General features: G+C 68.8%; 20 protein-coding genes. 8 read left to right on the forward strand and 12 right to left on the reverse strand.

What is annotated here, in order from left to right:
- Positions 1–20: 20 nt before the first annotated feature.
- Positions 21–650, forward strand: coding sequence for an FABP family protein (locus MHN84_RS04625; protein ID WP_241203445.1), 630 nt, complete (start codon positions 21–23; stop codon positions 648–650).
- Between the two features lie 531 nt (positions 651–1,181).
- Here the strand turns inward: MHN84_RS04625 and MHN84_RS04635 are convergent.
- Positions 1,182–2,060, reverse strand: a complete 879-nt coding sequence (locus MHN84_RS04635; RefSeq protein WP_241203447.1) for an aminodeoxychorismate lyase — start codon at positions 2,058–2,060, stop codon at positions 1,182–1,184.
- Between the two features lie 51 nt (positions 2,061–2,111).
- Here MHN84_RS04635 and MHN84_RS04640 point away from each other — a divergent pair, with 51 nt between their 5' ends.
- Together MHN84_RS04640 and MHN84_RS04645 are read left to right on the forward strand one after the other, a co-directional pair.
- Positions 2,112–3,197, forward strand: a complete 1,086-nt coding sequence (locus MHN84_RS04640; protein ID WP_241203448.1) for a folate-binding protein YgfZ — start codon at positions 2,112–2,114, stop codon at positions 3,195–3,197.
- Positions 3,198–3,327: 130 nt separating this feature from the next.
- The gene (locus MHN84_RS04645; protein ID WP_143817336.1) at positions 3,328–3,507 is read left to right on the forward strand and encodes a DUF3073 domain-containing protein; all 180 of its coding nucleotides are present in this window, start codon (positions 3,328–3,330) and stop codon (positions 3,505–3,507) included.
- Between the two features lie 25 nt (positions 3,508–3,532).
- Here MHN84_RS04645 and purM read toward each other — a convergent pair whose 3' ends face one another.
- The gene (gene purM, locus MHN84_RS04650; RefSeq protein WP_241203449.1) at positions 3,533–4,606 is read right to left on the reverse strand and encodes a phosphoribosylformylglycinamidine cyclo-ligase; all 1,074 of its coding nucleotides are present in this window, start codon (positions 4,604–4,606) and stop codon (positions 3,533–3,535) included.
- 42 nt (positions 4,607–4,648) lie between these two features.
- Positions 4,649–5,266, reverse strand: coding sequence for a DUF2461 domain-containing protein (locus MHN84_RS04655; RefSeq protein WP_241203450.1), 618 nt, complete (start codon positions 5,264–5,266; stop codon positions 4,649–4,651).
- Between the two features lie 35 nt (positions 5,267–5,301).
- On the opposite strand from MHN84_RS04655, the gene MHN84_RS04660 reads away from it, so the two are divergent.
- A complete protein-coding gene (locus tag MHN84_RS04660; RefSeq protein ID WP_241203451.1) occupies positions 5,302–5,751 on the forward strand; it encodes a cupin domain-containing protein in 450 nt (149 codons plus the stop codon).
- 76 nt (positions 5,752–5,827) lie between these two features.
- A complete protein-coding gene (locus MHN84_RS04665) occupies positions 5,828–6,796 on the forward strand; it encodes an NAD(P)H-binding protein (protein ID WP_241203452.1) in 969 nt (322 codons plus the stop codon).
- 18 nt (positions 6,797–6,814) lie between these two features.
- On the opposite strand, the gene purF is transcribed toward MHN84_RS04665, so the two are convergent.
- Positions 6,815–8,356 (reverse strand): amidophosphoribosyltransferase, encoded by a 1,542-nt coding sequence (purF, locus tag MHN84_RS04670; RefSeq protein ID WP_241203453.1) that lies wholly within the window; start codon positions 8,354–8,356, stop codon positions 6,815–6,817.
- A gap of 123 nt (positions 8,357–8,479) precedes the next feature.
- Positions 8,480–8,872 carry a sterol carrier family protein gene (locus MHN84_RS04675; RefSeq protein WP_241203454.1) on the reverse strand — a complete coding sequence of 131 codons (393 nt, stop codon included), beginning with the start codon at positions 8,870–8,872 and terminating at the stop codon, positions 8,480–8,482.
- A gap of 16 nt (positions 8,873–8,888) precedes the next feature.
- Between MHN84_RS04675 and MHN84_RS04680 the strand changes: the two genes are divergently transcribed.
- Positions 8,889–10,085, forward strand: coding sequence for an MCE family protein (locus MHN84_RS04680; RefSeq protein WP_374238314.1), 1,197 nt, complete (start codon positions 8,889–8,891; stop codon positions 10,083–10,085).
- Here the strand turns inward: MHN84_RS04680 and MHN84_RS04685 are convergent.
- From MHN84_RS04685 to MHN84_RS04710, 6 genes are read right to left on the reverse strand one after another with little or no spacing between them, the layout of a single operon-like run.
- The gene (locus MHN84_RS04685; RefSeq protein ID WP_241203455.1) at positions 10,075–10,698 is read right to left on the reverse strand and encodes a CPBP family intramembrane glutamic endopeptidase; all 624 of its coding nucleotides are present in this window, start codon (positions 10,696–10,698) and stop codon (positions 10,075–10,077) included. The two genes, MHN84_RS04680 and MHN84_RS04685, sit on opposite strands and share 11 nt — an antisense overlap.
- Positions 10,698–12,413, reverse strand: coding sequence for an alpha/beta-hydrolase family protein (locus MHN84_RS04690; protein ID WP_241203456.1), 1,716 nt, complete (start codon positions 12,411–12,413; stop codon positions 10,698–10,700). Before MHN84_RS04690 ends, MHN84_RS04685 begins: the two co-directional genes overlap by 1 nt.
- Positions 12,410–14,716, reverse strand: a complete 2,307-nt coding sequence (gene purL, locus MHN84_RS04695; RefSeq protein WP_241203457.1) for a phosphoribosylformylglycinamidine synthase subunit PurL — start codon at positions 14,714–14,716, stop codon at positions 12,410–12,412. The genes MHN84_RS04690 and purL overlap by 4 nt, the downstream gene beginning before the upstream one ends.
- A gap of 10 nt (positions 14,717–14,726) precedes the next feature.
- Complete coding sequence (locus MHN84_RS04700) at positions 14,727–15,923, reverse strand: sodium:proton antiporter (RefSeq protein ID WP_241203458.1); 1,197 nt, start codon at positions 15,921–15,923, stop codon at positions 14,727–14,729.
- Positions 15,924–15,942: 19 nt separating this feature from the next.
- Positions 15,943–16,290 (reverse strand): VOC family protein, encoded by a 348-nt coding sequence (locus MHN84_RS04705; RefSeq protein WP_241203459.1) that lies wholly within the window; start codon positions 16,288–16,290, stop codon positions 15,943–15,945.
- Positions 16,291–16,305: 15 nt separating this feature from the next.
- Complete coding sequence (locus MHN84_RS04710; protein WP_241203460.1) at positions 16,306–17,559, reverse strand: M18 family aminopeptidase; 1,254 nt, start codon at positions 17,557–17,559, stop codon at positions 16,306–16,308.
- A 52-nt stretch (positions 17,560–17,611) separates the two neighbouring features.
- Here MHN84_RS04710 and MHN84_RS04715 point away from each other — a divergent pair, with 52 nt between their 5' ends.
- Together MHN84_RS04715 and MHN84_RS04720 are read left to right on the forward strand one after the other, a co-directional pair.
- On the forward strand, positions 17,612–18,607 hold the full coding sequence (locus MHN84_RS04715; protein ID WP_241203461.1) for a Dyp-type peroxidase: 996 nt from the start codon (positions 17,612–17,614) through the stop codon (positions 18,605–18,607).
- On the forward strand, positions 18,604–19,401 hold the full coding sequence (locus MHN84_RS04720; protein ID WP_241203462.1) for a family 1 encapsulin nanocompartment shell protein: 798 nt from the start codon (positions 18,604–18,606) through the stop codon (positions 19,399–19,401). Before MHN84_RS04715 ends, MHN84_RS04720 begins: the two co-directional genes overlap by 4 nt.
- 81 nt (positions 19,402–19,482) lie before the next feature.
- On the opposite strand, the gene MHN84_RS04725 is transcribed toward MHN84_RS04720, so the two are convergent.
- Positions 19,483–20,205, reverse strand: coding sequence for a hypothetical protein (locus MHN84_RS04725; protein WP_241203463.1), 723 nt, complete (start codon positions 20,203–20,205; stop codon positions 19,483–19,485).
- Positions 20,206–20,214: the final 9 nt, after the last annotated feature.

Raw genomic sequence — 20,214 nt, forward strand, 5'->3', positions numbered from 1 at the left:
CGGCTGATCACCGACGAGTCGTGACTTCTGGCGACGAGGCGGTCGCCGCTGCTGCCGAGCGCGCCCGGCGGACCGCCGCGCGCAACATTCCGGCCTTCGGGGATCTGCCGGTGCCCGCCGATACCGCCAACTTGCGCGAGGGCGCCGATCTCGACGATCGGCTGCTGGCGCTGCTGCCACTGGTCGGGGTGTGGCGTGGGGAGGGCGAGGGTCGCGGCTCGCACGGCGATTATCGCTTCGGCCAGCAGATCGTGGTTTCTCATGACGGGGCCGACTACCTCAATTGGGAGGCGCGCTCCTGGCGGCTGACCGACGAGGGCGACTACGACGGACCGACGTTGCGCGAGACGGGATTCTGGCGCTTCGTCAACGACCCCGGTGATCCCGGTGAGTCGCAGGCCATCGAGTTGCTGTTGGCGCATTCGGCCGGCTACGTGGAGTTGTTCTACGGTCGGCCACTCAATCAGTCCTCATGGGAATTGGTCACCGACGCGCTGGCGCGGAGCAAGTCGGGAATTCTGGTCGGCGGAGCGAAGCGTCTCTACGGGATCGTCGACGGCGGCGATCTCGCCTACGTGGAAGAGCGGGTCGACGCGGACGGCGGTCTGGTTCCGCACCTGTCCGCCCGCCTGGCTCGGTTCGTCGGTTAGTGCGGCGCGCAACGGCCGCGGTGGTGTGCGCGGCGAGTATGACCATGGCGTGCTCCGCGGCGTGCTCCTCTCCCGCCCAGCAGGAACCCCCGCCGTCGACCACGGCGTCTCCGAGCGTCGGGCACGGGTCGCTCGCGTACTGCCTGAGCCAGCACGGCATGCCGAAGGCGCCGGGGCCGGTGACAGGTCCTCCTGCCGGCGTCGATCCCGCGAAGTGGGAAGCAGCGATGCGGGACTGTTCGTCACTGGCGCCCGGGCCGGGCGCGCCGGCCCAGCCCTAGAACGGCCCGGCCCCAGAAACGGAGCAGCCCCCGAGCCGTCATCCTCGGTCGGACTCAACCAAGGGGCTCGGGGGCCGGGTGGCTGCGGGGAATTCGCCAGCGCGCGCAGTAGGCGTCAAGCGCTCCCCGGCGCTGCTAGCTCGCAGCCACCTCACATGTCCATAAGTCACTCAATTTGTCGGACCACCTCCTTCCCTGTGTACAGGCGAAGGTACTCGCGCTCTGGCTGCGCGACAAGGGAATTAATCTCTCAGCGATCACTGAGGATCGCCGCGTCGATCAGCGCGGCGATGTCGGCGGCCATCGGTGCCGGCGCCAGCGCAGTGCCGTCGAGGGTGTGCACGCGCGCCGCCAGCGTGATGCTCGACACCAGCCACACCCCCTGCGCGGTCATCAGGTCTGCGGGCCGCAGGGCCTGGTAGTCGCAGTCGAAGCCGGCGGTTCGCGCCGCCTCGAACAGCGCCCGCTGCGTCGTGCCGCGCAGGATCGGATACCAGGGCGGCGGCGTCAGCAAGCAGGGGCGCCCGTCGTCGGACGTCGTCGCGATGACGACCGTGGAGCGGGGACCTTCGAGGACGTATCCGTCGGTACTGACGAACACGACGTCACCGGCGCCGTGCCGCTCGGCGTGCCGCAGCGCGGCCATGTTGACGGCGTAGGACAGCGTCTTGGCTCCCGCGACCAGCCACGGCAGGTTCTCGTCGGCGTTCGAGGCGAGTCCGCGGTCGAGCGTCAGCGCGGCGACGCCGGCGCGGCGCGCCTCGGCGACGCGGGGTGCCAGCGGACCGATGGTCGCGTAAGACGTACCGCGGGGGTCGCTTTCGCGACCTCGGCTGTACAGCAGGCGCAGCACGCCCTCGCCGCCGCCGCCGGCGAGCCATCGGGTGACGGCCAACTCGATCGCCGATCGCCACGCCGGAAGGTCGGGCGCGGCCAGGTCCATCAGCTGCGCCGAATGCGCCAGCCGCGCCAGATGCGCCTCCAGTAGGCAAGGCCTGCCCTCGCGGATCAGCAGGGTCTCGAAGATCCCGTCGCCGCGCACGGCGGCGAGTTCGTCGGCGTGCAGCAGCGGAGCTGACGGATCGCAGACCACACCGTCAAGGGAGACCACCACACTGAGTCCGGCCATGGGGCATCAGCGTAGCGGCGCCGGAAAGCCGCAGGCTCGTAGAGTTGAGGCATGTCTGTGCACACCTCCGCCGTCCCAGCGCCCGAGAACGGGCCCGACGCCGGCGCGGTCTGGCATTACGGCGATCCACTGGGCGAGCAGCGCGCGGCGACGCGCGCGGCGATCGTGGTGGACCGGTCGCACCGCGCCGTGCTGCAGCTCACCGGAGCGGAGCGCAGGAGCTGGTTGCACACGATCTCCAGCCAGCACGTCAGTGATCTGCCCGACGGCGCGGTGACGGAGAATCTCAACCTGGACGGGCAAGGGCGGGTCGAGGATCACTGGGTGCAGACACAGCTCGACGGCGTCACGATCCTCGACACCGAACCGTGGCGGGGCGAGCCGCTGCTGGCCTTCCTGCGCAGGATGGTGTTCTGGGCTGACGTCGTGGTGGACACGTCGGACCTGGCGGTGTTGTCGTTGCTGGGACCCGAGGTGTCCGGAGCGGCAGTGCTGGCGGCAATGGGTGTGCCGGCGCTGCCGGTCCCGGGCACGGCCATCCCCCTGCCGGAGGGCGGGTTCCTCCGCGTGTTGGCGGGCACCGTGGACGAGTTCGACCTCGTCGTACCGCGCGACCAGGCGGAGTCCTACCTGCAGCGACTGGAGGCCGCCGGGGTGAGGCGTGCAGGGGTGTGGGCATACGAAGCGCACCGGGTGGCGGCGCTGCGGCCCCGCCTGGGCGTGGACACCGACGAGCGCACGATTCCGCACGAGGTGGGCTGGATCGGCTCGGCGGTGCACCTCGACAAGGGCTGCTACCGCGGCCAGGAGACCGTCGCGCGGGTGCACAACCTGGGTAAACCGCCGCGCATGCTCGTGCTGCTCCATCTCGACGGCGCCACTGATCGACCCGCCACCGGAGACCCGGTGCTGGCCGGTGGCCGCGCCGTCGGGCGGGTGGGCACTGTCGTGGAGCACGTGGACGAGGGTCCGATCGCGCTGGCGCTGCTCAAACGGGGCCTGCCAGCGGACACCGAGCTGGTGACCGGCGGCGAGGTGGCCGTGTCGGCGGTCATCGATCCCGATTCCCTGCCCGCCGCCGATGTGGTGGGAGCAGGCCGGTTGGCAGTGGACAGGCTGCGGGGCGCGGCGCGGTGACCGCGGCAGAACGGGGCCTGCCAGCGCCGCGGCGTTCGGCACGGTAAAGTGTCGGCAGGACAATAGACACACTCAGATCGGAGCCGCCTAGTAATTAGGCCGCTCCGTTATTGCGCGAGGGGGTTCCCCCATGGGCCGCGGCCGGGCAAAGGCAAAGCAGACCAAGGTTGCTCGTGAGCTCAAGTACAGCTCACCGCAGACCGATTTCGAGCGGCTCCAGCGCGAGCTGGCCGGTGGAGACGATGACCGCCTCGGCGGCGACGTGCCATCGGATGATCGCTGGGCAGACGAGGACGACTGGCGGCCCTAGCCGCCGGAGCGTCCGGCTCCCCCGGTCAGAATCGGGGGTGTTGGCCCACGAGCACAGCTCGTGACGCGTCCTTGCTGCCCTTCTCGATGGTTCCGAGGGTCCAGCAGCTCAGGTGACGAGCAGTCAGGACGGCCAACGCGCGATCGGTGTCCTCCGGCGCGACGACGGCCACCATCCCGACGCCCATGTTGAACGTCTTCTCCATCTCGACGCGTTCGATGCGGCCCCGCTGCGCGATCATGCCGAACACCGGTGCCGGGGTCCAGGTTCCGCGATCCAGATGGGCGCACAGTCCAGGCGGGATGACCCGTTCCAGGTTGCCGGCCAGTCCCCCGCCGGTGACGTGGCAGAACGTGCGCACCTGCGTTTCGGCGGCGAGCGCCAAGCAGTCCTTGGCGTAGATGCGGGTCGGCTCCAGCAGTTCCTCACCGAGGGTGCGGCCGAATTCCTCGACGTGACCGGCGAGGTTCATGTGGTCGATCTCCAGCAGCACGTGCCGGGCCAGCGAGTAGCCGTTGGAGTGCAGCCCTGTCGAGGCCATCGCGATCACGACGTCACCGGGGCGGACCCGGTCGGGGCCGAGCACGTCGTCGGCCTCGACGACACCGATGCCGGTCGCGGAGATGTCGTAGTGGTCCGGGGCCATCAGGCCGGGATGCTCTGCCGTCTCACCGCCGAGCAGTGCGCACCCGGCCGCGACGCAGCCCTCGGCGATGCCGGACACCAGTTCGGCGACCCGTTCGGGCACAGTGCGCCCGACGGCGATGTAGTCCTGCAGGAACAGCGGTTCGGCCCCGCACACCACCAGGTCGTCGACCACCATGGCGACCAGGTCGATGCCCACGGTGTCGTGTTTGTCCATCGCCTGGGCGACGGCGAGCTTCGTGCCCACCCCGTCGGTCGAGGACGCCAGCAGGGGTTCGCGGTAGCCGCCGCGGAGGGCGAACAGGCCCGCGAACCCACCGAGGCCGCCTCGGACCTCAGGTCGGGTCGCCTTTTTGGCGAGGGGTTTGAACAGTTCGACGGCGCGGTCGCCTGCTTCGATGTCGACCCCTGCCGACGCGTAGGAAATGCCGTGTTGTTCGGCGCGATCGGTCATCGGCCATAAGGCTACCGCTCGGCCACGACGGCCGGTACGGCGCTAGCCGACGTGGCGGTCGAGCCACTGCTCCAGCGGCACCGCTGCGCGCAGCGTCGTGACCACGCGGTCCTTGGCCTTGGAGGTGCCCAGCCAGGCGCCGACGGGCCAACTCTTCATCATGGCGATGCCTTTGTGCCGCAGCAGCTCGATGCGCGGGTGATCTGTGGGATAGCCCCGGGGTGCCGTCTTGAGCACGTCGTGCGCCGTGATCTGGTAGCCGGCGCGGCGCAGGTGCGCGACGATGTCGGCCAGGTCGGCGCCGGAATCCTCGTCGGCCACGGCCGACCGGAAGCGCTGCAGGGCCGCCGAGTCGGGCATGTACAGCCCGCTGCCCGCAGACAGCCCCTCGGCCGAGAACGACACGTAGCCAGCGCCGATGCGGGCCGCGCAGGTGGTCTTGTACGGGGATTTGTCGGTGCTGAACCGCACGTCGCGGTAGGGCCGGAACATCTTTCCGTGCCCGAATTCGTCGGCGAGCTCAGCCAGCAACTCCTCCATCGGCGCCTTCACGTACCGCTCGTAGGTCTCCCGGTGGTCCTGCCAGTAGACCTTGGAGTTGTCCGCCTCGAGGCCCTCGTAGAACTCGACCCCCTCGATCGGCCATCCGCGAAACGCCATGGCGTCATTGTGACGCTGTGCGATGCTGCTTGCCCATGGGATGGATGCGGCACTGGTGCGCGACGATTCCGGCGCTGGCGGCACTGCTCGCCGCGCCGGGCGGGGCGGCGGCCACGCCGGGCACCGGAGTCGAGGCGGTCACCTTGTCGGACTCGACGGCCGGCGGCAGCCACTACGTCGCCAAGCTGCTGACCATCGCTCCGGGCGGCGCCACCGGCTGGCACTTCCATCCCGGCAACGTGTTCGGTGTGGTGCGGTCCGGCACGCTGACGCACTACCGCGCGGACTGCACGGTCGACGGGGTCTATCCGACGGGGTCGACGATCACCGAGGCGAGTGGGCCCGGCTACGTCCACGAGGGACGCAACGAGGGCACGGAACCGCTGGTGATGTGGGTGCTCTACGCGAATCCTGCCGATCCGCCCGATCTCCCGCTGGTGGTCGACGCCGCTGATCCGGGCTGCCGGATGCCCGGGGCTGCTTAAGCCGCCCGTTTGCGGGCAATCTAGCCCGGTATCGGCACCGAAGACCTCTCGAGTGTCGGCGACGAACGGAGTGCAGGTGTCGACTGAGCAGATCAAGTGCCTGGTGACGGGTGCGACCGGGTACATCGGCGGGCAATTGGTGCCCGAGCTGCTCGGACGGGGACATGCGGTGCGGGCGATGGCACGCAAGCCGGCGAAGCTGGATTCCGCGCCGTGGCGCGACCAGATCGAGGTGGCCGCGGGTGATCTGACCAAGCCCGACTCGCTGGAGGCGGCGTTCGAGGGTATGGACGTCGTCTACTACCTGGTGCATTCGATGGGCACGTCGAAGGACTTCGTCTCCGAGGAGGCTCGCTCCGCGCGCAATGTGGTAGCGGCCGCCGAGAAGGCAGGGGTACGCCGCATCGTGTACTTGAGCGGTCTGCATCCCGAGGGCGTCGAGCTGTCGCGCCACCTGGGATCGCGCGTGGAGGTCGGCGAGATCCTGCTGGCCTCGTCGATCGAGACGGTGGTGCTGCAGGCAGGCATCGTGATCGGGTCGGGTTCGGCGTCCTTCGAGATGGTGCGTCATCTCACCGATCGGCTGCCCGTGATGACGACACCGAAGTGGGTGCACAACAAGATCCAGCCGATCTCGATCGACGACGCGCTGTACTACCTCGCGGAAGCGGCCAGTGCCGACGTTCCTGAGTCACGCACGTGGGATGTGGGCGGGCCCGACGTCATGGAGTACGGCGACGCGATGCAGACCTACGCCGACGTCGCGGGGCTGCGCCGCCGCGTGATGGTGGTCCTGCCGTTCCTGACGCCGACGATCGCCAGCCACTGGGTGGGTCTGGTGACGCCGATCAAGGCCGGGCTCGCGCGTCCGCTGGTGGAGTCGTTGGAGTGCGACGCGATCTGCCACGAGCACGACATCGACGCGGTGATCCCGCCGCCGGCGGCAGGACTGACCTCGTACCGCGACTCCGTGGTGGCCGCCCTGAAGGAGGATCACACGGGACGCAGGCACCTGCTGCGATTCAGCAAGGTCGCGCCCCAATAACTCTCGCGGCGTCGGCTCCTACGGGCGGCGCAGCGCCGAGGCGTTGTCGTTCTCTGGCGTCAGCGGAATGCCGGTACGTGCGGCGGTGGCCAGCATGTGCTCGATGACGTTCTTGCCCAGCGCGGTCTCACCCGGCAGTTCGATCGGGTAGTTGCCGTCGAAGCAGGCCGAGCACAGGCGCGAGGCGGGTTGCTCGGTGGCCGAGATCATGCCCTGCTGCGAGATGTAGGCCAGCGTGTCGGCGCCGATGGCGTGGCGGACCGCGTCGAGCATCTCCTCGCCGGCACCGTCGGCGTTGGCCGCATTGGCGATCAGCTCCGCCGGCGTGGCGAAGTCGATGCCGTAGAAGCACGGCCATTTCACCGGCGGGGAGGCGATGCGTACGTGAACCTCGACGGCGCCGGCTTCGCGCAGCATCCGGATCAGGGCCCGCTGGGTGTTGCCCCGCACGATCGAGTCGTCGACGACGATCAGCCGCTTGCCACGGATGACGTCTTTGAGCGGGTTGAGCTTGAGCCGTATACCGAGCTGGCGGATGGTCTGCGACGGCTGGATGAAGGTACGGCCGACGTAGGCGTTCTTCATCAGGCCCTGGCCGTAGGGGATGCCGGATTCCTGCGCGTAGCCGACGGCGGCCGGGGTCCCGGACTCGGGCACACCGATCACGAGGTCGGCGTCCACGGCGCTCTCGCGGGCGAGCCGGCGGCCGATGTCGACGCGGGTGGCGTGCACCGAGCGGCCGACGAGCGTGCTGTCGGGCCGGGCCAGGTACACGTACTCGAACACGCAGCCCTTGGGCGTCGGATTGGCGAATCGCGTGGACCGCACGCCATCGGCGTCGATGGCCAGCAGCTCACCGGGTTCGATGTCGCGCACGAACGAGGCGCCGACGATGTCGAGCGCGGCGGTTTCCGAGGCGACAACCCAGCCGCGGTCGAGGCGGCCGAGCGAGAGCGGCCGCACGCCGTAGGGATCGCGGGCGGCGTAGAGGGTGTTCTCGTCCATGAAGGTCAGGCAGAAGGCGCCGCGCACCGTCGGCAGCAGTTCCAGTGCGGCCTGCTCGAGCGAGGAATCCGCCGCGCCGTGTGCCAGCAGGGCGCCCAGGATGTCGGAGTCGGTGGTCGCCGCGGCCGCTCCGCGGTTGCTCATCAGGCCTTCGTCGCGTGCGCGGGCGGCGAGCTCGGCGGTGTTGACCAGGTTGCCGTTGTGTCCCAGGGCCACGCCGGTGCCTGCGGCGGTGTTACGGAACACCGGCTGGGCGTTCTCCCACGTGGTGGAACCGGTGGTGGAGTACCGGCAGTGTCCGACGGCGACGTGACCGGGCATCGCGGCGAGTGTCTGCTCGTCGAAGACCTGGCTGACCAGCCCGAGATCCTTGAAAACCAACACCTGGGAGCCGTCGGCCACAGCGATGCCCGCTGCTTCCTGGCCCCTGTGTTGCAGGGCATACAGGCCGTAGTACGTGAGTTTGGCCACTTCCTCGCCGGGTGCCCAGACTCCGAAGACTCCGCACTCTTCTCGAGGCTCGTTCTCATGCTGGGCGGGCTGCTCGGCGGTCACGATCGTCGCTGCTCCCTAGGGGCGGTGGGTGACGGTGGCCAGTCTACGGTCAACCGCTGTCAAACGCGGAATCTCGCCGCGCCGTAGTCGAACAACCGCTGCGGCCGCGCGGCGATTCCCCGGTCACTGCGGCAGCGCAACCAACGGCAGCGCCGCGGCGATCTCCCGGGCCCGTGAGCCGGACAGTTGGAGTGCGCCGGTGACGGCCGCATCGTCGAGCGTGCGCAGGCCGGTGGCCAGCAACAGCCAGGTGCGCGGGTCGGTTTCGACGATGTTGGGCGGGGTGCCGCGGGTGTGACGCGGGCCGGCGACGCACTGGACGGCGACGAACGGCGGCACCCTGACCTCGACGGAGGCACCGGGGGCGACCGACGCCAGCGTCCTGGCCGTTGCCCGCACCGCGTCGGCCACCTGGGGGCGCGGCGGGGTTTCGGCGTGCTCATCGCGCAGCCAGTCCGCCACCGCGGCGACGGCGGCGCGGGTCTTTTCCGGATCGAGCGCACGGCGAACGGCCATGATCTAGGTTCTCAAAGTGTCTTCAGCCCCGGACGCACCGCCCTACCGGCGGCTGGGCGCGCTGATGCTCGCGGTGCTCGCCGTTTTCGGCGCAGTCCTCTTCCTGCAGTTCCGGGGGGACTTCACCGCGTACTCGACGGTGACGCTGCTCTCGAACCGGGCCGGGCTCGTCGTCGAGCGCGGTGCCAAGGTCACGTTCAACGGCGTCGAGATCGGCCGGGTGGCACAGATCGCGTCGGATACCGATGGGGGCGCCCGCCTGACATTGGACATCGATCCCGACGTGATGGGTGTCATCCCGGCCAACGCGGGCGCCGAGATCCGGGCGACGACGGTGTTCGGCAACAAGTACATCTCGTTGATGTCACCGGCACAGCCTGAGGCGCAACGGCTTTCCGACGGCAGCGTGCTGCGCGCCGACGCGGTGACGACGGAATTCAACACGCTGTTCGAGACGGTCACCGCGATCGCCGAGCAGGTCGATCCGGTCAAGCTGAACCAGACGCTGAGCGCGACCGCCGAGGCGTTGACCGGGCTGGGCGACCGGTTCGGTGCATCGCTGGAGAACGGCAACCGCATTCTGGACGACTTCGACGACCTGATGCCGCAGTGGCGGGCTGACGTGCGTTCCCTTGCGGAGCTGGCCCACATATATGCCGCTGCCGCACCGGATCTCCTCGACGGACTCGCCGCCGCGGTCACCACCGCGCGCACGCTGTCCGCCCGCTCGAGCGACATCGACGCCGCGTTGATGGCGGCGGTCGGCTTCGCCGATCCCGCGACGTCGGTGCTGGATCGTGGTGGCCCGTATCTGATCCGGGGTGCGGCCGATCTGCTGCCCACCTCTCGGTTGCTCGACGACTACCGCGGCATGATGTTCTGCACGATTCGCAACTACGCCGAGGTGGCCCCGGAGATCACCCGCGTGCTCGGCGGTGACAACGGCTATTCGCTGCGCGCGGCGGGCACCATCACCGGCGCCGGGAATCCGTTCGTCTATCCGGACAACCTGCCGCGCGTCAATGCGCGGGGAGGTCCCGAGGGCAGGCCGGGATGCTGGCAGAAGATCACCCAGGACCTGTGGCCGAACCCCTATCTGGTGATGGACACCGGGTTCAATCTCGCGCCCTACAACCATCTCGAGCTCGGGCAGCCGTTGCTGACCGACTACGTATGGGGCAGACAGGTCGGCGAGTACACGATCAATCCGTGACCCGTCGCGACAACACCACGGCCGCAACGGCTCCGGCCTCGTTGATCGCTAGGTGGGCGAGCATCGGCGCCGCCAGGCTTCCGGACCTGTCCCGTAGCCACGAGAAGATCCAGCCGGCCGCCCCGGTGATCAGCACCGTCGCCGGCACCGAGTCCTGCGCCGCGCGGGCATCGGGGACATGGGAAAGGCCGAACACCGCGGCGGTGAACCAGCGTCCGCGGGCGACACCGAATGCGCGCACGGCCGCGTGGCCCAGCGCGCCGCGAAAGGCCGCCTCCTCGGACCATACGGTGCCGAGCGGGATGTGCAGCAGGAGCCACGTCGCGGGCGACGAAGGGGGTGTACGGGTCGCAATCCCCGCGCGCACCGAGCCGAGCGTCGTCGACAGTGCCACTGCCGCAACGACAGTGGTGGCGGCGGCACTCCCCCACCGAAGACCCTGTGTCAGCGCGGGCGGGCGCAGACCGAGCGGGGCACCGGTCGACGCCGCGGCGGCGGCGCCCAGCAGCAGATGCGGTGCGGGATACCAGCGTCGCGGAATCCGAGGGGCCACGACACTCCAGCCGAGAAGCAGTGCGGCAAGCGACAATGCCTGGCCGCGTTCGCGATTCACTACCCGTCCTCGAGCCCGGTGCGCTGCAGAGCCATCCTGATCCGTTCGGTGTCGGCCGGCGTCCACCCCGGCGGCGGCGCCACCGCGACCCACCCGTCGAGGATGTAGTCGCCGTAGTTGTGACCGTGCCCGCCGGGCACCGACGACGCGTTGGTCATGTCGGCGGCAACCTGCCAGAACGTGATGATGGGGTACCACCGCATGGAGGCCGTCCGATCGCGCCCCGGCGGCTCGGCCAGCCAGTCGGGCCTGCTGAACAACAGATCTTGCGACCACCAGACGATCGGGTCCGAAGGGTGTTGTAGGAACAGCACTCTGGTGCCCTCCCACGGTTCTGCGGCGTCGCGGGCGATCTGGGCCGCGTCGTTGCCCATCGAGAACCGAACGGTGCGGCCGTTGTCGTAGCGGGGGTGAACCTCCGGCGTTCCGGGGTCTCGCCGGACGGTGATCTCGTGCCAGAGCGAGCTGGCGTTGGGCGGCCCCACCCACAGCACCGACGAGAATCCCATCCGGGAGATGTCGGGCAGCCAGTCGAAGGCACCCTGGCCCGCCATCGAGCCAAGGCTCTCGCCGTAGAGGAGCAGTCGAGGACGTCGCTGCGGCGGCAAGCTCGCCCAGCGGTCGTGGATGGCGTCGATCATCATGCGGCCGAACTCCACCGATTTGCGTTGATCGCCGATGAACGAAATCCAGCTCGGCAGATAGGAGTACTGCGATCCGACGATCGCGGTGTCACCGTTGTACATCATCTCCAGCGAGCGCGCGGCGACCGGATTGATCCACCCGGTGCCGGTGGTCGGGGCGATCACCAGAACCTTGCGCTCGAAGGCACCGCTGCGTTCCAGCTCGCTGAGCAGCACCGCCATCCTGGCCTCGTCGGTGTCGGCGGTCTCCAGCCCGACGTAGACGCGGACCGGCTCTTTGGCCGGCCTGCCGTTGATCGCGGCAAGCTCGGCCGCACTCGGCCCGGTGGCCACGAAGCTGCGCCCCTGATACCCGAGCGTGTCCCACGGCGCGAACGACTCCGGGCTGCCCGATCTCTGCGGCGCCCGGGGTTGGCTGATGCCAGCCATCGTGGTGTCATTCTGGGGCTGGAAGACCCGGTTGGCGCCGGCCAGGAACCCCCGCAGCAGCACACCGTTGACCAGCGTCAGCACCAGCACGACCACGATCGCGGTGCCGATGAAGAGCGCGAGTTCGTCGGAGATGCGCCATCGCCGGATCAGGTAGCGAGCCAACGTCCGGATCAGGTCGATGAGCGCACGGGTGACCGCGACGCACACGCCGCCGATGACCGCGGCGAGCACGAGGGTCCGCAGATAACTCGCGGTGCTCGGTCCGGTCAGGCCCATCAACGCCGACACCTGGCGCTGCCAGCCGGCGGCCGGAATCACCATCAGCACGCAGGCCAGCAGCGACAGCACCACGGTTCCGGTCTTCAGCGCCGAGGACACCGCAAGCGACGGCGGCCACCAGGATCGGCCGGCGAGCACGAACCGGCGCGCCATGCGCGCGAGGAACACGCCGATGCCGTAACCGATGGCGGCGTTGATCCCGCCGATCAGTCCCTGGAACAGCCAGTCCCTCGGCAGCAGTGACGGTGTCAGGGACAGACAGAAGAACAGCGCGGCGAACGCGATACCGGTGAAGTCCAGCCGCAGCAGGCCCCACGCCCAGACATAGAGGGGATGTGTGGTGGACTTCGACGAGGTCACCCGAACAACCCGGGCAACACACCTTCCGACGTCTGCCGCAACTCCTGCAGGCTCACCGTGAACAGCCCCTGTACCTCGACAGAGGGCTCGCCACCCTCGGGGCCCTGGTCGACCACACCGACCCGGGTGGCCGGCAACCCGCGGGCCTCACACATCGCGGTGAATCGGCTGTCCTCGGTGCGCGGGACCGCCACCAGCACTCGGCCCGCCGACTCGGAGAACAGGAACACGAACGGGTCCGACCCGTCGGGAACGATGAGGCGGCACCCGGTTTCGCCGGTCAGGGCACCTTCGACGGCAGCCTGGATCAGCCCGCCCTCGGACAGATCGTGCGCCGCGGAGACGAGACCGTCGCGGGAGGCGGCGGTCAGCACCTCGGCCAGCAGACGTTCCCGCTCGAGGTCGACCCGGGGCGGCACGCCGCCGAGATGATCGGCGGTCACCTGCGCCCAGATGGAGCCGTCGAATTCGTCGTGGGTGTCGCCGAGCAGGATCAGCGTCTCTCCCGGTTCGGCGCCGAACCCGGTGGGGATGCGCCGCTTCACATCGTCGATGACGCCCAGGATGCCGACGACCGGGGTCGGCAGGATCGGCGTGGTGCCGGTCTGGTTGTAGAAGCTGACGTTGCCGCCGGTGACCGGAATGCCCAGTGCCGCAGCACCATCGGCGAGACCACGGACCGCTTGCGAGAACTGCCACATCACGCCCGGGTCCTCGGGTGAGCCGAAGTTGAGGCAGTTGGTCACGGCGACGGGGGTGGCGCCGGTGACCGCGACGTTGCGATAGGCCTCGGCCAACGCGAGTTGGGCACCGGTGTACGGGTCCAGCGCGGTGTAGCGGCCGGACGCATCGGTGGAGATCGCGATTCCGCGGCCGGTTTCCTCGTCGACGCGGAGCACTCCGCCGTCGGCGTTCTCGGCGAGTACGGTGTTGCCCCGCACGTAGCGGTCGTACTGCTCGGTGATGAACGCGCGACTGCACAGGTGCGGGCTGCCGACCATCGCGAGCAGTGTCGCGCGGAGCTCGTCGCCGGTGGACGGTCGGGGAAGCGCCGCCGAGGTGTCGGCGTTGAGCGCGTCCTGGGTGTCGGGGCGCTCCACCGGCCGCTCGTAGACGGGCCCCTCGTGGGCGACCGTTCGCGGCGGCACATCGACGACTGTCTCGCCGTGCCAAGTGATTTCGAGACGGTCGCCGTCGGTCACCTCGCCGATCACCGTGGCGAGCACGTCCCACTTGCGGCACACCGCGAGGAACGCGTCGACGTTCTCGGGGGCGACGACGGCGCACATGCGCTCCTGCGACTCGCTGGACAGGATCTCCGCCGGAGTCATGTTGGCCGCACGCAACGGCACCCGGTCCAGCTCGACGCGCATGCCGCCGTCGCCAGCCGACGCCAATTCCGATGTCGCACAAGACAATCCGGCACCGCCGAGATCCTGGATGCCCACCACGAGGTCCGCCGCGTACAGCTCGAGGCAGCACTCGATCAGCACCTTCTCGGTGAACGGGTCTCCGACCTGCACGCTGGGCAGCTTCTTGCGGCCCGCGCCTGACTCGTCGCCTCCGAACGTCTCCGACGCCAGCACCGACACGCCGCCGATGCCGTCGAGGCCGGTGCGCGCACCGAACAGGATGATCTTGTTCCCCGCGCCGGAGGCGAAGGCGAGCTTGAGATCCTCGGTGCGCAGCACGCCCACACACAATGCGTTGACCAACGGGTTGCCCGCGTAGCTGGCGTCGAAGACCGTCTCACCGCCGATGTTGGGCAGCCCGAGCGAGTTGCCGTAGCCGCCGACACCGCGCACCACGCCGTCGAGCACGCGCCGGGTGTCGGGGGCGTCGGCCGCACCGAAGCGCAGCTGGTCCATCACCGCGACCGGGCGGGCCCCCATCGCCATGATGTCGCGGACGATGCCGCCGACGCCGGTGGCTGCGCCCTGGTAGGGCTCGATGTAGGAGGGGTGGTTGTGAGACTCGACCTTGAACGTCGCCGCCCAGCCGTCGCCGATGTCGACCACGCCGGCGTTCTCCCCGATGCCCGCGAGCATCGCTTCGCGCATCTTCGCGGTGGTCGTCTCACCGAAGTACCGCAGATGCACCTTCGAGGACTTGTAGGAGCAGTGCTCACTCCACATGACCGAGTACATCGCGAGTTCCGCGTCGGTCGGTCGACGGCCGAGGATCTCGCGGATGCGCGCGTACTCGTCGTCCTTGAGGCCGAGCTCGCGGAACGGCTGCGGCTGATCGGGGGTGGAAGCGGCGTGGTCGACCGTGTCGACTTCGTGGGTGAGCCCGGACGTCACGCCGGACAGTCTAGTTCGCAGCGCGCGACCAGCGTGCCGCGGCAGACGGCGCGATCAGCCCGTGGATCACGACGCTGCCGAGCACCACGACCACCATGACCGCCAGCGCGTCGTGTTCCTCGGCCCCGTCGAGCACGTTGTAGGCCAGCAGCCCGAACACGATGGTCGACGTTCCGCGTGGACCCAACCAGGCCAGCATCATGCGTTCCCGCCACGAGAACGGCGATCTCAGCATCGCCACCGCGACCGGGAGCACGCGGACGAGGGTCAGCGCCAGCAGGCAGAAAACCACGGTCTGCCAGGACACTCCGCGCTCGACAGCGAGGACGGCGACCGCGCCGACGACGAACCACATGATCGCCGACAGCAGGAAGCCGATGTCGTCGACGAACTCCAGTTCCTCGTGCCAGGCCGGGGAGTGCCGCAGGTAGTGGAACGTGATTCCGCAGACGAACGCCGAGACGAATCCGTTGCCGTCGAACGCGAGGCTCAGACCGTAGGCCAGCATCGGGGCAGTGACCAAGATCATCCGCACGCTCTGACCCGTCATCCAGCCGCGCCGGGTGGCGCCGTTGATCGCGAGCGCGAGCAGCGCGCCCACCGCGCCGCCGAGGACGATCGCCGTCAGGGCCTCGGGCACCGCCGCGCCCAGCGCGCGCAGCGGCGTCTCGGTGCGGACGTCACTCCCCGCCAGCGTCAGCGCGAACAGGAACACGGGGGCGACGATGCCGTCGTTGTAGCCGGCTTCGACGTTGAGAACGTTGCGCACCCGTTCGGGCACCCGGGCGTCCCGCAGGATGGTCGCCGCGGGTGCGAAATCGGTCGGTACCACCGCGCACGCGATGACCAAGAGCACCGCGAAGGACAGCTCGGGCAGCATCCACGCGCCGAGCAGCACTGCCAGCCCAAGGCTCAACGGCATGGCGAGGAACAGCATGCGCAGCGCCGCGCGGGGCTCCCGGCCGAACAGTCCACCGCGGACGTCGGTGGCGTCGACGAACAGCAGGACCGCGAGGATGATCTCGGCGCCGTGCTGGGCGACGTCGGCGTTGAGCGCGACGGCCAGGGCGTCGGAGGTGGTGAAGCCGGCGGCCACGCCGGCGCATATCAGCACCATCGGTGCTGTCAGCCGGGCCCGTTCGAGCCGTCCCGCCCCGAGCGCCCAGGCGGCGAACACCGCCGAGAAGGCGATCAGCGAGATCAGCACACGGCGATCTTGCCAGCGGCTACCCGCCGACGATGCAGAACGCGTTGCCTTCCAGATCGGCGAGCACGACCCAGTCGAATTTCTCTCCGATGCTGTGCCGCCCGGTTTCTCGCGCCCCCAGCTCGACCAGCCGGGTCACCGCGGCCTCCTTGTCGGCGGTGTGCAGATCCAGGTGCACCTTGTTCTTGCCCGGGGTCGGATCGGGCACCCGCTGAAAGCCCAGCGCTGGCCCCTTCTCCCGCGCGACCATGACGAATTCGCCTGGCGCCTCGGGATTGACGCGGCCGCCGACGGCCTCGGCCCACCAGCCGGCGAGCGCATCGGGATCCGAACAGTCGAAGGTGATCATCGCGACGTCGAGTGACATGACGCTGACCCTAGGTCAGGCCGGTGACAAGAACGCCGCGAGCGCGGCCGAGTACGCCGCGACGTCCGTGGCGCCCATCACCTCGCGCGCCGAATGCATCGCCAACTGGGCCGCGCCGACGTCGACGGTCGGAATACCGGTGCGTGCGGCGGTCATCGGACCGATCGTCGAGCCGCACGGCAGGTCGGCCCGGTGCTCGTAGCGCTGCAGCGGAACACCGGCCTGATCGCACGCGAGCGCGAACGCCGCCGCGGTCCGGCCGTCGGTGGCGTAGCGCAGGTTGGGCTGCACCTTCAGCACGGGGCCGGCGTTGACCTCGATCAGGTGTCCGGGCTCGTGCCGTTCGGGATAGTTGGGGTGCGTGGCGTGCGCCATGTCGCCGGAGGCCACCATCGACGTCGAGCAGCGGCGCAGGAAGTCTTCCCGACCGCCGCCCGAGGCCAGGGTGATGCGCTCGAGCACCGTCAACAGCAGATCGGACTGGGCGCCGTGGTCGGATTGCGAGCCCACCTCTTCGTGGTCGAACAGCACCAGGACCGGGGTCACCGTCGACGCCGGTGCCGCCAGTAACGCCTCCAGCCCGGCGTAGCAGGTCGCCTGGTTGTCCAGGCGCGGAGCGCTGACGAGTTCGCCGTCGACACCGGTGAGCCGCGAGGGCGTCAGGTCGTGGGTCATCAGGTCGAATCCGAGTACCCCGTCCGGGTCGACATCGGCGCGCTCGGCGACGTAGTCGAGGAACGAGCGCGGGCCGCCGATTCCCCACACGGCATTGACGTGTCGCTGCGGGTTGAGCTCGACGCCTTTGCGGTCCTCCGACAGATGGATGGCCAGCTGCGGGACGCGCAGGATCGGGTCGTCGATGCGGACCAGGACGTCCTCCGCGGTGGCGCCATCACGCACGGAGAGCCGGCCGCTGAGGCCCAGGTCGCGGTCGAGCCAGGAGTTCAGCCACGCCCCGCCGTAGGGCTGCAGCGCCACCACCTGCCAGCCCGCGACGGTCCGGTCCGGATGCTGCTTGACCCGCAGATTCGGGCTGTCGGTGTGGGCGCCGACGATCCGGAAGGGCAGGTGAGATTCGCCGGTCGAGCGCCACGCGATCAGGGAGCCGGCGCGGATGACGAAGTGATCGCCGGTGCCCGTCCATGCGTCGCCCTCGGACAGCTCGGTGAACCCGGCGTCGCGCAGCCGCTCCGCGGCGGTGCGGCAGGCGTGGAACGGCGAAGGGGAGTCATCGATGAACTCACACAGACCCTGCGCATCAGCCGCCATGGGTCATCATCTTCGTCGATCGCCGGAATTGATCATGATTTAGGGTCAGACGGTGCCCGAGTTACTGCCGCAGCCGGTGCTCGCGCCGCTGACCCCGGCGGCGATCTTTCTCGTCGCGACCATCGACGACGGTGGAGAGCAGGCGGTTCACGACGCGCTGGGCGACATCGCCGGGTTGGTGCGCGCGATCGGGTTTCGCGACCCGAGCAAGCACCTGTCTGTGGTGACGTCGATCGGTTCTGCAGCGTGGGATCGGCTGTTCTCCGGTCCCAGGCCGGTCGAGCTGCACCCGTTCGTCGCACTCGACGGAGGTCGGCACAGGGCCCCGGCCACGCCGGGTGATCTGCTCTTCCACATCCGCGCGGAGACGATGGACGTCTGCTTCGAACTGGCGATGAAGATCGTCGGTGCGATGGGACCGATCACGGTCGTCGACGAGACCCACGGCTTCCGCTTCTTCGACAACCGCGACCTCCTCGGCTTCGTCGACGGCACCGAGAATCCCGACGGCCCGCTCGCCGACAGCGCCACCCGGATCGGTGACGAGGACCCCGAATTCGCGGGCGGCTGCTATGTGCACGTGCAGAAGTACCTGCACGACATGGCTGCCTGGAATGCGCTGTCCACCGAGGATCAGGAGCGGGTGATCGGGCGCACCAAACTCGACGACATCGAACTCGACGATGCGGTCAAGCCGGCCAACTCTCACCTGGCGCTCAACGTGATCGAAGACGACGACGGCACCGAGCTGAAGATCGTGCGGCACAACATGCCGTTCGGGCAGATCGGGCGCGGCGAGTTCGGCACCTACTTCATCGGGTATTCGCGTTCGGCCGCGGTCACCGAACGCATGCTGACCAACATGTTCATCGGTTCGCCGCCCGGCACCACCGATCACATCCTGGAGTTCTCGACGGCGATCACAGGGTCGATGTTCTTCACCCCGGTCCAGGATTTTCTCGATGATCCACCCCCGCTTCCCGTTTCCATTCCGGAGCGCGCCACTGGCTCTCTGGCCATCGGCAGTCTGAAGGGACAACCGCAATGAACAACCTGTACCGGGAGCTGGCTCCGGTCACCGATGCCGCGTGGGGCGAGATCGAGAGCGAGGCGACGCGAACGTTCAAGCGCCACATCGCGGGACGCCGGGTGGTCGATGTCAGCGAGCCCGGGGGCGCGGTGACGGCAGCGGTCAGCACGGGGCACCTGGTCGACGTATCGGCGCCCGGCGACGGTGTGATCGCGCACCTGCGCGAGGCGCGTCCGCTGGTTCGCCTGCGAGTTCCGTTCAGCGTCAAGCGGATCGACATCGACGATGTCGAGCGTGGCTCGCAGGACTCGGATTGGGACCCGGTCAAGGAGGCGGCCCGTAAGTTGGCGTTCGCCGAGGACCGGGCGATCTTCGAGGGGTACGCGGCCGCGTCCATCGACGGTATCCGCACCTGCAGTTCCAACGCCGCGCTCGCGCTGCCCGAGGATCCGCGGGCCATTCCCGACGTCATCGCCCAGGCGTTGAGTGCGCTGCGGTTGGCCGGGGTCGACGGACCGTATGCGGTGCTGCTCTCGGCCGAGGTGTACACCCGCGTCGCCGAGACGACGGCGCACGGCTATCCGATCCTCGAGCACATCAACCGCTTGGTCGACGGTGACATCATCTGGGCGCCCGCCATTGACGGCGCATTTGTGTTGTCTACGCGCGGAGGAGATTTCGATCTGCAGCTGGGCACCGACGTCGCGATCGGCTACCTGGCTCACGATGCCGAGACCGTGCAGCTGTATCTGGAGGAGACGCTGACGTTCCTCTGCTACACGGCGGAAGCCTCGGTCGCCCTGACCCCTTGACCCGTCCGGCGAGCGCGCGCGTCTGCACGCAACACGCCGCAGAAATTTGGCATTTCACGCGTGCTCGCGGCGCGGCAAGTGTCAGGCGGCGCCCAGCTTGTCAAGCAGTCGTTGGGATGCGCGCCCATCAGTGAGCTCATCGCGAGCCTCAGGGTGCTGCCAGTAGAACCGCACCAGGCTCCGTAACGCCACGCCGCCGGGAGTGTAGGCAGAGGCCGTGAACGTCAGCACTTTGTCATCCGCCAGGATGAACACAATCGCACTCGGCGGAGATTTCTTCGGCTGCGGCGCTTCAGATATCACGTTCTCCACCGATGACCAATCAGCCGATTGCGGCCGCCAGCCCTGCAGGAATTCGAACCCTTGCTCCGTCAGTCGTAGATGACTCATGCTGCCTCGGCGCAGATTTCTTAACAACATCGGGGCGATACCCACCACAAGGAAAGACGCCGTGAAGGGCAGGGCATACCGCATGTTGGGTGGAACCGGAATCGCCAGGCGCCCCAGTGGCATAAGGATCACAATAAGTACCGACGACGTGAGCGCACCCGACAATCCCACCTGCAGGGGAATCTCAATCCCACGGTCAGGCAGGAAAGTCGTTCCTCCGCTGTCGGAACGCACGCGTGGCTTCACCCGACCTGGAACGCTTTTGAACGCGGGAACGACAAATCCCAGGCAGAAGATCGATCCACCCAGCGCCACCAACGCACTCAGGTACTCGGACTTCACCAATTGAAGGCAGGCAACCATGGCCGCAAACACAGCGAAAGCCCCGAACACCAGAGCCGACCAGATGACCACAGACGATCT

It is taken from the genome of Mycobacterium sp. PSTR-4-N (assembly GCF_022348085.1).
Taxonomy (GTDB): Bacteria; Actinomycetota; Actinomycetes; order Mycobacteriales; family Mycobacteriaceae; genus Mycobacterium.

Coding starts and splice junctions, on each gene's coding strand:
- MHN84_RS04720 (WP_241203462.1), top strand. CDS start 18,604: ATGAACAACCTGTACCGGGAGCTGGCTCCGGTCACCGATGCCGCGTGG.
- MHN84_RS04705 (WP_241203459.1), bottom strand. CDS start 16,290: ATGTCACTCGACGTCGCGATGATCACCTTCGACTGTTCGGATCCCGAT.
- MHN84_RS04655 (WP_241203450.1), bottom strand. CDS start 5,266: ATGGCGTTTCGCGGATGGCCGATCGAGGGGGTCGAGTTCTACGAGGGC.
- MHN84_RS04675 (WP_241203454.1), bottom strand. CDS start 8,872: ATGGCCGTTCGCCGTGCGCTCGATCCGGAAAAGACCCGCGCCGCCGTC.
- purM (WP_241203449.1), bottom strand. CDS start 4,606: ATGACCGATCGCGCCGAACAACACGGCATTTCCTACGCGTCGGCAGGG.
- MHN84_RS04645 (WP_143817336.1), top strand. CDS start 3,328: ATGGGCCGCGGCCGGGCAAAGGCAAAGCAGACCAAGGTTGCTCGTGAG.
- MHN84_RS04635 (WP_241203447.1), bottom strand. CDS start 2,060: ATGGCCGGACTCAGTGTGGTGGTCTCCCTTGACGGTGTGGTCTGCGAT.
- MHN84_RS04710 (WP_241203460.1), bottom strand. CDS start 17,559: ATGGCGGCTGATGCGCAGGGTCTGTGTGAGTTCATCGATGACTCCCCT.
- MHN84_RS04640 (WP_241203448.1), top strand. CDS start 2,112: ATGTCTGTGCACACCTCCGCCGTCCCAGCGCCCGAGAACGGGCCCGAC.
- MHN84_RS04660 (WP_241203451.1), top strand. CDS start 5,302: ATGGGATGGATGCGGCACTGGTGCGCGACGATTCCGGCGCTGGCGGCA.